The organism is Amycolatopsis sp. NPDC031561, assembly GCF_055580625.1.
Genome location: NZ_JBVILA010000008.1, coordinates 165191 through 176991 on the forward strand (window position 1 = coordinate 165191; position 11801 = coordinate 176991).

Below are 11801 nucleotides of genomic sequence, written 5' to 3' on the forward strand. Positions count from 1 at the left end.
AGTGGCTCACCCCGCCGGAGCGGAGAGCTGGACGTACTCGGGTGTGTCGTCCACCCGCACCCGCAGGATCGGCACCGTCTTGTTCACCGGGTCACCCCGGTCGTCGAAGGAGATCATGCCGCTCGCGCCGGGGACGGCCAGCTTGCCGTGCAGGCGGTTCTTGGACTGGAGCACATCCTGCGCCGTCACCTGGGCGGGCGCGGTCCTCGGGATGCCGCGGATCGCCCACACCACGGTGAGGACCGCGTCGTGGGAGAGGATGGCGATTCCGTCGTCCAGCCGTTCCTTCGGGAACACCGCGCGAAAACATCCGGTGCACCCCTCTTCCTGGAAACTCGCGACGGCGGCGGGGTTGAACACCGACGGCTCGGTCGTCCACGCGCGGGGGTGGGCGAGCCCGGGACCCAGCACGGTCACCTTGGATTCCAGCCCCCTGCGCATTTCCTGGCTCGGCGGGCCGACCAGCGCCAGGTCGCCGGTCAGCACCGTGATGGGCCGGTCGAGGCACGGGCGTTGCGCCAGTTCCGCCACGAACGAGGCGAGATGGTTTTCGCGGCCCGCGAAGTACACCACTTCCGCTTCGTTGCCACAGATGTTCGGCATCATCTGCAGGAACGTGTTCTCGATCCCCGGCAGGCTGGAGTCGTAGACCTCCGTGCGGCCGACGATCCGGTGGGTGTCGTCCGCGAACTTGTCGGTGAAGGCCACCGCGAGCGTCTTCGGGTAGAGGTCACCCGGGTTGACGTCCCGCACCACTGTCGCGGTGCGCGCGGTGGGGCGGACGTAGCCCGCGGCGGCCATGCCGTAGGTGGTGCTCGTCGGGGACACCCGCATGAAACCGGGGATTTCGGAGAACTCGTCGGCGGCCACGGGCGAGGCGACGACCGGGATCTTGTGCTCTGACAACCGTTCGATGGCGCTGCGTGCCGAGCCGAGGCTCAGGCCGATCCCGGTGACGGCGACGAGGCGTTCGCGTTCGACTCGCCCGACGAGGTCGTCCACCACGGGTTCCCAGTGGGTCAGTCTGCTGCCGGGGTTGGCCAGCAGCAACCGGATCAGCGGCAGACTGCCCCAGGACCCGGTGGTGTTCGCCCGGTGTTGCGCGATGTAGGCGCCCTGGATCTGGTGCCGGACCCACTCGGCGGACAGGATGTCGTTCTCCACCAGGGTCATCGGCAGCATGAGTGCGATAGTCACGTAGGGCTTGCCCGAGCCGGTGACGGAAGCGTTCTCTTCGTGGATGTGTGTCTCCACATCGGACAGATCAGAAGAGAAGACGTAGCCGCCGTCCGTGACGCCGACGCATTCGGCGTACTCGCCGCGTTTCTCCACGCCATCGCCGCAACTACGTCCGGCTTCGTCGATCGCCGGGACGACGACGAACACGACCACGAGTGCGGCGACGAGCAGGAGCACCCCGCCGCCCGCCGTCAGCCACTTCGACCACGTCGGCCGTGGTGGTCTGATCCGCTCGCTCCGTGCGGTCATCGGTATCTCTCCGCCCTTTCGTGCAACAGGATGGATCCCCGTCCCCGGCCGTGCGCCAGCTGGTGGAAACCGCCTTCGATGGTCGAGTTCAACGTCCCGCCCGGATCGCCGAGCGGATCCGCCGCGATCCACAACGCGACCACCAGCCAGGAGAGGGTGGTCTCCAGTTCGCCGTCGGCGTGCCCGGCGTGCGCCTCCAGCTGTTCGTACGCTTCCGCGCCCGCGTCCAGCCGGTTGGGCGCCGCGGTGATGACGTCGAGTTCGGCGAGCCAGGCTTCGGCGGCCGCCACGTCGAACTCCGGCTGGTGGTCGTCGGCGAACGGCTCGCCCAGGTGCGCGACGACCGCGGAGACGTTCTCCAGTGCCAGGTCGTGATAGCGCGCGGCCACCCGCTGGCCGTGTTTCTCGTAGAAGTCCCGGCACCGGGTGTGTACCCGCTCCCAGTTCAGCGGGTGATCCTCGGGACGGGCCGCGAGCTCCTGCAGCAGAATTCGTCGCAGCCACGGGTGCAGGACGTAGTGGAGATCCTCCCCGGGCTCCGCCCGCAACCACAGGAGATCGCCGAGTTCCTTGAACAGCGCGCCTTCTTCCGTGGCGTTGCGCAGGTCGACGATGTTCTTGTGGAACAGCGTTTCCACGTCGCGCGCGGCGCTCGCCGTGACGAGATCCTGCCTGCCCGGCACCGGCAGGTCCTGCAGCAGATAGGCCTGCGCCGCGGAGAGCAGGGTCGTCTCGGTACCGTCCTCGGCCTCGACGCCGGTCCGCAAGGAGGTGCGGAGCGCGTTGGGGGCGCGGGAATCGTAGAGCTGAGCCGAAGCGCCGAACACCGTGGTGACCGCACCGGGATGCCCGTCGGTGAGCCGGTGCAGGAATCGTGGCAGCCGCGAGGTCGGGTGGATGTCGCCGCGGGCGACGATGTCCACCACGTCGTCTTCGGAAAGCGCGCCCAGTTCGAGGAGATACCACGGATACCAGCGCGGGTCCTGACCCGCCGTCCAATCCGAGTCCACATCGGACGGTTGTCGCGGCGACGGCGTCCGCAACCCGTCGGTCCGGTGGGTCGTCGGCCGTCTTCGCGACGGCGCGCCTCGTTGCGGGGTCAGCAGCGACCAGCTTTCGTTCCAGTCCGGATTCCATCTCCGGCTGGTGGCGATCACCACCAGCGGGTCGGGCGCCCCGCCGGAGCGATGCCGTGCCTCCGTCAGGGTCCGCAGGAAGACCTGGCCGCCCGGGGTGTGCGCGTTGTCCAGCAGGACGACGCTGTTGAGCGTGCGGCGGGACCGGTTGACGCCCTGGTAGCCCTGGCGCAGATCGGTGAGGAAGGCATCGCAGAAGATGCCGTCGACGGCCGCGCGATCCTCGTCGTCGCCTCGCGCGTGCTTGGCGATCTCGATGAGGAAGTCCTCGTGGTTGCCGGTGCTGGCGGGCAGCGCTTTCATCTTGCCCGCCAGCCGTCGCCTGCCGTACCAGCCGAGTCCGCGCAGCAGCAGATCGGTGGCCTCGGGCCAGCCCTTCAACCCGCCCGCCGGAGCGACGCCGCCGACGAGGCGCACCACGTCGACGATCGTTTCCCGGTTCTGTTCGAGCGGCTGGTTCTCCGCCAGCAGTTCACGGATCTTGCGCAGCGCGGCCCGGCGGTCGCGTAATTCCACCGGCGCGCTCAGCACGAGCATGCACAGCCACAGTCGGGGAAAGGCCAGCCTGCCGAACTGTTTCCGGTGCCTGCCGAGGTCGAACGCGAGGTGGGCGAGCAGTTCCCTCGGCTGGATGTTCTCCCGTTCGTGCCGTTCGAAATCGAGATAGGCGTGCGGTATTTCTTCGCAGCGCTCGGCTATCGCGTCGAGCAACGCGGACTTCCCGGTTCCCCGCGCGCCGAGCGCGACCACGACGGGCAGGGCCCGGCTCTGCCCTTTCGGGCGGGTGAGCAGTTCCTCGACCAGGCCGCCGGTGATCGCACCGAGACCGGATATTCGGGGTATGCCGGCAGGCATCGGCCCCCCTCCCCGCGCGGCTCCCCGATTCGACCGCGCCCACTTTGAGCGTCGACTATAGACAGCCGAGGGGATTCCATGCGGTGACAAAGGCACTGGTGGTCCGGGTTGACCGATTTGGCCTAAGATCAGGTCACGGTCTCACACGGATATGAAGACGTTACGAAAATGACGAAGAATCATTCGGTGGCATTCCCGATCGCCTGGTCCAGAATTCCCAGGCCCTCGGCCAGTTCGTCTTCCGTCGCGGTCAGCGGGGGCGCGATCCGGAATACACCGCCCATCCCCGGCAACTGCACGATGTTCATGTGCAGTCCCAGTTCGAGACAATGCCGGGTGACCCGTGCACCCAGTTCGTCGGAGCTCCGCTTCGTGGACCGGTCCACGACGAGCTCCACACCGACGAGCAGGCCCCGCCCGCGGATGTCACCGATGACGTCGTGACGATCGGCGAGGTCTTCGAGGCCGCGGCGGAGAAAGGCGCCCAGTTCGGTGGCGCGTTCGTCGAGCCTGTCCCGGGTGAGGACGTCGAGCACGGTGTTCCCGACGGCGGCCACCAGCGGGTCCGCGACATGCGTGGTGAAGAACAGGTAGCCGCGGTCGTGCGCCTCCTGTTCGATTTCCGCGCTGGTGATCACCGCGGCCAGCGGAAGCCCGGCGCCCAGCGTCTTGGACAGGGTCAGGATGTCGGGGACGACGCCGTCGCGTTCGAAGGCGTACCAGTTTCCCGTGCGGCACAAGCCGGTCTGCGCCTCGTCGAGGATCATCAGCATCCCGCGTTCGCGGCATTTCCCGAGCAGTGCGGCGAAGTAGCCGGGCGGCGGTTCGATGATCCCGCCCGAGCTGAGGATCGGTTCGACGACGCACGCCGCGAGGCTGCCGACGGACTGGGCGTCGATCATCTCGAATCCGAAGTCCAGCTGACGCCGCCAGTCCAGTTCCCCTTCGGCGGTGAGGAAATCCGGACGATACGGATTCGGCGCGGGAATGGCGAAGTTGCCCGGCGTGGACGGGCCGTAGCCCTTGCGGCCCGCGCTGTAGGTCGCGTTCGCCGCGGCCTGCGTCATCCCGTGCCACGACCTGGCGAACGACACGATCTCGTGCTTCCCGGTCACCAGTTTCGCCATCCGGATCGCGGCCTCGTTCGACTCCGCCCCGGTGGTCAGCAGCAACGCCTTTTCCAGCGGTGACGGCAAAGTCTCGGCCAGCCGTCGCGCGAGGTCGACGACGGGACGGCTCAGCATCCCGCTGAACAGGTGGTCGAGCGAGCCGATCTGCCGCCGTACGGTGCCGACGATCTCGGGATGCGAATGCCCGAGGATCGCGCTCATCTGCCCGGACGTGAAGTCGAGGATCCGCCGCCCGGACTCGGTGAACAGGTAGCTCCCGGCGGCGTGGTCGATGATCTCGCGGGTGAAGTCGCCGGCCCCGGCGTAGCGCACGAGGTGCCTGTCGGCGTCGGCCCAGAAGCCGTCGGCGGTGGTCAGGTCGGTGATCGGAGCAGCCATGCCTCGACGGTAAGACGGATCCGAGCGACACGTCCATCTCACAATTCCGGCTGTGCTGTTCGCTTGATCCGTACAACAATGGCCCCATGCTCAACCCATGGAGGCTCAGCCTGCTGAGCAGGCTGGACACCCTCGGCACCGTCCGCGCGGTCGCGAAAGCGGCCAACCTGAGCGCGTCGAGCGTGTCCCAGCAGCTCGCGGTCCTCGAAGCCGAAACACGCACGCAACTGCTGGAACGCACCGGCCGCCGGGTCCGGCTGACTCCGGCCGGGCTGATGCTGGCCCGCCGCGCCAGGGCGATCCTCGACCACATGGACACCGTCGAGGCGGAGCTGCGCAGCCTCGGGGAGGCGCAGACGGGGCTCGTGCGCCTCGGTGCCTTCCAGAGCGCGATCCACACCATCGCCGTGCCCGCGGTGCTCCGGCTGGCCCGCTCGCATCCGCAGCTGGACATCGAACTGCTCGAACTCGAACCGCACGTGAGCATGTCCGCGCTCCGCGTCGGTGACGCCGACCTCATCATCACCACCACGGACTTCGTCGAACAGCCGCTGGGGCCGGACGTCGAGCTCGTGCCGCTCGCGGCCGACCCGGTCGTGCTCGTCGTCCCGCCCGGCCATCCGGCTGCGGGCCGGGGCCCCGCCGACCTCTCGGCCTACGCGAGCGAGCCCTGGGCGTTCGACATCCCGAAGTCGTACATGGCGAACCTCGCCACCCGGCTCTGCCGCGAAGCCGGGTTCGAGCCGCGCGTGATCGGGCGGTTCAGCAACTACATGATGACCTTGCAGCACGTCGAGGCCGGACTCGCGATCGCGCTCCTGCCCGGCCTCGCCGTCGACAAGCGTTATCGCGTCGCCACCCGCGAGCTCGCGACGCCCGTCACCCGCGCCATCACCGCGGCGATCAGGCGCGGCTCCGCTCCTCGCGCGGCTGTCGACCTGGTTCTCGAGGCGATCCGGAGGCATCCGGAACTGCCGCTGTGAACCCGTGCCGCCGCGCCACCAGCACCACGGCGAGCGTCGGCACGAGCAGCGCCAGGACACTCCACGGGAACGACCCGGCGCCGAACCCGGCGAGGAGGACGCCGCCCGCGATCCCGCCGCCCGCCATCGCGGCGTTCCACAGGGTGACCAGCATGGCCTGCGCGATGTCCGCCGCGCCGCCCTTGTCGCCCGCCTGCGCGGCGGCGGTCTGCAGCAGCGTCGGGATGCCGCCCCAGCCGAGCCCCCACAGTGCCGCCGCGACGTAGACCAGCGCCGGATTGTCGCCCAGTACAGCCAGAATCGTCGCGCCGAGGGCGACGAGGACGGTGCCGGCGACGGTCAGCGCGCGCAGCCGCCGGTCGATGCGGAGGCCGACCAGCCAGATGCTGACCATCGACGCCAGCCCGAACACCAGCAGGATCCGATCGACGGCGCCGCCCATCGACACGTGGTCGAGGAAGGTGGCGATGTAGGTGTAGAGGATGTTGTGCGCCAGCACGAAGGTCAGCGTCACGAACAGGACCGCGGCCACGCCGGGCACGGCGAGGGTCCTGCGCACCGGGAGCCTGCCGCCCTTGTCCTGCCCCGGGAAATCGGGGACGGCCAGCGCGATCCAGCCGAGGAGGCCGAGCGCGATCGCCGACATGAGCGAGAACGTCACCTGCCAGCCGAAGAGGTTGCCCAGGAACGTGCCGGCGGGGATGCCGAGCGAAAGCGCGAGCGGGATGCCGGTCATCACGATGGCGATCGCCTTGCCCCGCACCGGTTCCGGGGCCAGCCGCCGCGCGTAACCGGTCAGCAGCGCCCAGACCACGCCCGCCGCGATCCCGGCGACGAACCGCGCGCCGAGGGTCAGCGGGTAGCTCGTGGACAGTGCCGTGACCGTGTTGGCGACGGCGAAACCGGCCACGCCGGTCAGGAGCAGGCGTTTGCGCCGCCAGCCCGCCGTCGCGGCGGACAGGGGGATCGCGGTGAGGGCGGTGCCGATCGCGTACACCGTCACCAGCTGGCCGGTCGCCGCCTCGCCGACGCCGAGACCGGCGCTCATCGCGGGCAGCACCCCCGCGGGAAGGGCTTCGGTGAGGACGGTGACGAACGCCGCCGTCGTCAGCGCGAGCAACGCGCCGAGTGGGAGTTTCGGAGTCATGGTCCGTATGCTCGAACCATCACATAGATGTGAAGGTCAAGTCGGCCGGGGTGAGGTGGCGCACATGCGGATCGGAGAGCTGTCGGAGCGGACGGGGACGTCGCGCCGTCTGCTGCGGTACTACGAGGAGCAGGGTCTCATCATCTCGGAGCGGCAGGCCAACGGCTACCGCGACTACGGCGAGCCTTCGGTCGACAGGGTCATCCAGGTCCGCGGCCTGCTCGACGCCGGGCTGCCGACCCGGATCATCAAGCAGATCCTGCCGTGCCTGGACAAACCCCGGCAGATCTACTTCCCGGACGCGACCCGGGAGATGCTCGAGACCCTGGAGGCCGAACGCGACCGGATGACCCGGCGCGCCGAATGCCTGCTCCGCAACCGGGACGCGATCACGGAGTACCTCGTCGCCGTCCGCGCCTACGACCCCGCCGCCTCCTGAGCTGAAGGGCACCTTCGGCCGGGACGCTCTTGACACCGCGTGAAAGCGCTTTCAGGATGGGTGCGAGAAAGCGCTTTCAGAAGGAGAACGGATGACCACGCGGAAACTCGGCGTCGTGATGAACGGTGTCACCGGGCGGATGGGCTATCGGCAGCACCTGGTGCGCTCGGTCCTGGCGATCAGGGAGGCGGGCGGGGTCGAGCTGGCCGACGGGTCGCGGGTCCAGCTGGAGCCGGTACTGGTGGGGCGCAACGCGGACAAGCTCGAGGAGATCGCCAAGCGGCACGGCCTGACCCGCTGGACCACCGACCTCGACGCCGCGCTCGGCGACGACGACCTCCCGCTGTACTTCGACGCGCAGCTGACCGCCGTCCGCGAAAAGTCGATCATCCAGGCCATCGACGCGGGCAAGCACATCTACACCGAGAAGCCGGTGGCGGAGTCGGTCGAAGGCGCGCTCGCCCTGGCACGGCACGCGGAGGCGGCCGGGGTCAAGAACGGCGTCGTCCACGACAAGCTGTACCTCCCCGGCCTGCTCAAGCTGAAGCGGCTGATCGACAGCGGGTTCTTCGGCCAGGTGCTCTCCGTGCGCGGCGAGTTCGGCTACTGGGTCTTCGAAGGCGACTGGCAGGCCGCGCAGCGCCCGAGCTGGAACTACCGCGCCGAAGACGGCGGCGGCATCGTCGTCGACATGTTCTGCCACTGGAACTACGTGCTGGAGAACCTCTTCGGCGCCGTCACCGCGGTGACCGCGAAGGCCGTCACCCACATCCCGGAGCGCGTCGACGAGAAGGGCGAGCGGTACGCCGCCACGGCCGACGACGCCGCGTACGCGATCTTCGAGCTCGAAGGCGGTGTCATCGCCCAGCTCAACTCGTCCTGGTGCGTGCGGGTGCACCGCGACGAACTGGTGGAGTTCCAGGTCGACGGCACCCGCGGCAGCGCGGTCGCCGGTCTGCACAAATGCGTCGTCCAGCCGCGGGAAGCCACGCCGAAGCCGGTGTGGAACCCGGATCTCGCCGAGACGCGGTCGTATCGCGCGCAGTGGCAGGAAGTGCCGGACAACGAGGACTTCGGCAACGGTTTCCGGGCCCAGTGGGAGCAGTTCGTCCGCCACGTCGCCGACGACGCGCCGCACCCCTACGACTTCATGGCAGGGGTGCGCGGCATCCGGCTCGCGGAAGCCGGCCTCGAGTCGTCACGGGAGAACCGCCGGATCTCGCTCGGCTAGGCGCTGCCGGAGTAAGTCTGCTCGATGGGCTTCGTGATCCAGGTGGTTCCTGGCGGTGCGGGCGGTTCTGCCTCGTACCGGGTTGTACTCGGCTGGACCGCCCGTGCCGTCAGGGACCACCTGGGTGCGAAGACCGCGAGCACGACTTACTCCGGCAGCGCCTAGCTGCCGAAGACCGTTCCCGGGTCCTCGGCGATCAGCACCGAGATCTCCCGGATCTTGCGGTTCGTGTGCTGTGACGCCTCGGTGAGCCAGCGGAAGGCTTCTTCGGCGTTCAGTTCCAGACGTGCCATCACGATGCCCTTCGCGGTGGCGATGGCGTCCCTGGTCTCCAGCGCGGCGACCAGGGTCTCCGCCTGTTTTTCGGCGGCGGCCCAGCGGGACGCGGTCAGGATGATCGCCGAGATCGCCGAGGTGAACATCGCGACCAGCGCCGCTTCGACGGGGTCGAAAGCGTTCTCCTCGAAGCTCCAGACGTTGAGAGCGCCCGACAGCGGTTCGGTTTCCCGCCGCCTGAAATGGGCTTCGTCGGGGAGGAACAGCGGGCAGGCCAGCGCGGTCCGCACGCCGAGCTGTTCGGCGGCGGCCGCGAAGTCCGGCCAGCGTTCGGCCGCGGTCTCCAGCCGCGTCCGGACGATCGTCCCGCTCTGGGCGGCCGTCAGGCAGGGCCCCTCGTCCGCGCTGTACTGCGCCTTGTCCAGGGGAAGCAGGGACTCGTCGGTGGTGGCGACGGTGCTCGGCTCGTCGTCGGAGTACAGCGTGACCGTCGCCGCGTCCGCGCCGGGCAGCAGACCGACCACCTTCTTGGCCACCCGTTCCAGCAACGCGTCGCGGGGCTCGTCGAGCCGCATCGACTCCGTGAGCTCCCGCAACGCCGACGCGGTGTCGCGAAACTGATCCATCGTGTCCCTTTCCCGCGGCCGGTCCGGTCGCACCGGCCTCCCCAAAACGTACTCGTTCCGGCTAGCCGGGCATTGGCCGATTCGGGGTAACCCTCGGGCGATGGCCCGCGGGTTCGGCGGTCGTCAGGCCCTCGCCGCGGGTGAGCCCCGGCAGGTAACGCTCGAACCGGGCGACCTGTCCGGTGGGCAGAGTGCCCGTCAGTTCCGCCCGGTCACCGCGCGTGACCGACCCGGTCACGGTCCCGCCGAGCTCGACCAGCAGGGAGAGCGTGCCGTTGACCGTGTCGGCGGGCAGTTCCACCTCGACGCGGCTGACCGGTTCGAGCACCTCGGTCCCCGCCTCCCGGAGCGCCTCCGCCAGCACGAACGGGGTGACCTTGCGGAAATCACCCGCCGCGCTGACCGGGCTGAAGTAGCCGGTATGGGTGACGGTCACCACGCAGTCGAGCACCTCCCGGCCGGACGGACCCCGCCGCAACGTCGCCTCGACGGTCTCCTCGATGGCCTTGTGGAAGGCGAGCGGGAGAGAGCCGAGCTCGACGTCGAGGTCGAAGGACAGCCCTGAGCCCGGTGCGCCGGGGCCGACCCGCAGCCCGAGCGTCGCGAAGTACGGATTCCGCTTCTCGGTGATGAACCACACGGCGGACCCGACGCCGATCGGCCGTTCGACGCAGATCGGCATGGTGAGACTGAACTCGACATCGAGGCCGTGCTGGGTGGCGAGTGTCTCCGCGATGATCTCCTTCTGCACCTCCCCGTAGAGCCGCACCGAGATCTGACGCGTCTCGTCGTCTTGACGGACGGTGATCAGCGGGTCCTGTTCCGCCAGCTCCAGCAGGGCGGCGAACACCGACGGCGTCTCCTCGGGCCGCGCGGGACCGACCACGGTTTCCAAGGCGGGCGGCGGAAACTGCGCGGCGGCGCCCTCGGTGCCGGGAACGCCGACGCGGTCGCCGATCCGGATCTCCTTGAGCCCGGTGACCTTGGCGATCTGCCCGGCCCCCGCGCGGGCCTCGACGGTGGCGTCGCCGAGTTCGAAAACGCGCACCGCGCTCACCTTCGCCTCGGTCGTGACCGTCCCGCCGGGACCCCGCCGATGGAACCGGACGTGGTCCCGCGCGCCGATCTCGCCGGAGAACACGCGGAGGTAGGCGATCTTCTCGTTGGCGCGGCCGCGTTCGATCTTGAACACCGCGGCGCGCAACCGGTCGTCCGGTACGGGTTTTCCCGCTCCCGCGAGGAATTCGCGGATGCCGGAGGTCAGCTCGGCGATCCCTTCGCCGCTGCGCGCGGAACCGAAGAAGACCGGGGAGACGACGCCGAGCCGCGTCTGGCGGACGACCTCGGCCCGGTGGTCCCCGGCCGTCAAGGTGTCTTCGAGATACGCGGTCAGGAAGGCGTCGCTGTGCTCGGCCAGCTGTTCGGCCTGACCGGGCGCCGGTGAGACCGGCCGCGGCCGGACTTTCGCGTGCGTTGTGCCGAGGTCGTCGACCTCGGACATCGCCACACACGTGACTCCGAGGCGTTCGGTGAGGTCGTCGAGGAGGTCCTCGTAGCGGGCACCCGCCCTGTCGACCTTGTTGGCGAAGATCACCACGGGGATCCGCAGCCGGGCGAGCGCGCGCATCAGCACCCTGGTCTGCGCCTGCACTCCCTCGACGGCGGAAACGACGAGGACGACGCCGTCTAGCACCCGCAGCGCGCGCTCGACCTCGGCGATGAAGTCCGGATGGCCCGGAGTGTCGATCAGGTTGACGCGCAGGTCGCCGATGCGGAACGAGACGACGGCCGAGCGGATGGTGATGCCGCGACGGCGTTCCAGCTCCATCGTGTCGGTGCGTGTGTCCCCGGCGTCGACGCGGCCGAGGGTGCCGATGGCACCGGTGTGATGGAGCAGGCGCTCCGTCAGACTCGTCTTACCGGCGTCGACATGGGCGAGAATGCCGATGTTCAGGTACTCCATGGATGAACGGCTCCAGAGCTGTCGAAAGGTCCGTACGACTCGGGGACTCGACAGCGCACCGCACGCCGTTCTCCTTCTTCCGGGGAAACACCTGGTCGGGCCGGACGTTAGCAGCGTGTTTCCGGCCGGTCACGCGATTTAGGGCCGGG

Annotated in this window: 9 protein-coding genes; 3 read left to right on the forward strand and 6 right to left on the reverse strand. The window is 69.2% G+C overall.

Annotated elements, in window-relative coordinates:
• Positions 1-6: 6 nt before the first annotated feature.
• The 3 genes from ACZ5IK_RS19190 to ACZ5IK_RS19200 all read right to left on the reverse strand — a co-directional run bounded on the left by ACZ5IK_RS19190 (position 7) and on the right by ACZ5IK_RS19200 (position 4987).
• Positions 7-1488, reverse strand: coding sequence for a type 1 periplasmic-binding domain-containing protein (locus ACZ5IK_RS19190; protein ID WP_465488872.1), 1482 nt, complete (start codon positions 1486-1488; stop codon positions 7-9).
• Complete coding sequence (locus ACZ5IK_RS19195; RefSeq protein WP_465488873.1) at positions 1485-3479, reverse strand: hypothetical protein; 1995 nt, start codon at positions 3477-3479, stop codon at positions 1485-1487. The genes ACZ5IK_RS19190 and ACZ5IK_RS19195 overlap by 4 nt, the downstream gene beginning before the upstream one ends.
• A 179-nt stretch (positions 3480-3658) precedes the next feature.
• On the reverse strand, positions 3659-4987 hold the full coding sequence (locus ACZ5IK_RS19200) for an aspartate aminotransferase family protein (protein ID WP_465488874.1): 1329 nt from the start codon (positions 4985-4987) through the stop codon (positions 3659-3661).
• Between the two features lie 86 nt (positions 4988-5073).
• Between ACZ5IK_RS19200 and ACZ5IK_RS19205 the strand changes: the two genes are divergently transcribed.
• Positions 5074-5970, forward strand: coding sequence for a LysR family transcriptional regulator (locus tag ACZ5IK_RS19205; protein WP_465488875.1), 897 nt, complete (start codon positions 5074-5076; stop codon positions 5968-5970).
• On the opposite strand, the gene ACZ5IK_RS19210 is transcribed toward ACZ5IK_RS19205, so the two are convergent.
• Entirely contained in the window at positions 5891-7117 is a 1227-nt protein-coding gene (locus ACZ5IK_RS19210; RefSeq protein ID WP_465488876.1) for an MFS transporter, read from the reverse strand. The two genes, ACZ5IK_RS19205 and ACZ5IK_RS19210, sit on opposite strands and share 80 nt — an antisense overlap.
• A 64-nt stretch (positions 7118-7181) precedes the next feature.
• Between ACZ5IK_RS19210 and ACZ5IK_RS19215 the strand changes: the two genes are divergently transcribed.
• Positions 7182-7556, forward strand: coding sequence for a MerR family transcriptional regulator (locus ACZ5IK_RS19215; protein ID WP_465488877.1), 375 nt, complete (start codon positions 7182-7184; stop codon positions 7554-7556).
• Positions 7557-7647: 91 nt separating this feature from the next.
• On the forward strand, positions 7648-8787 hold the full coding sequence (locus ACZ5IK_RS19220) for a Gfo/Idh/MocA family protein (RefSeq protein ID WP_465488878.1): 1140 nt from the start codon (positions 7648-7650) through the stop codon (positions 8785-8787).
• Between the two features lie 161 nt (positions 8788-8948).
• Here the strand turns inward: ACZ5IK_RS19220 and ACZ5IK_RS19225 are convergent, their stop codons facing one another.
• Both ACZ5IK_RS19225 and ACZ5IK_RS19230 read right to left on the reverse strand, forming a co-directional pair.
• Positions 8949-9689: a GAF and ANTAR domain-containing protein gene (locus ACZ5IK_RS19225; protein WP_465488879.1), complete on the reverse strand. Its 741-nt coding sequence runs from the start codon at positions 9687-9689 to the stop codon at positions 8949-8951.
• A 61-nt stretch (positions 9690-9750) separates the two neighbouring features.
• Positions 9751-11652 carry a GTP-binding protein gene (locus ACZ5IK_RS19230; RefSeq protein WP_465488880.1) on the reverse strand — a complete coding sequence of 634 codons (1902 nt, stop codon included), beginning with the start codon at positions 11650-11652 and terminating at the stop codon, positions 9751-9753.
• Between the last annotated feature and the right edge of the window lie 149 nt (positions 11653-11801).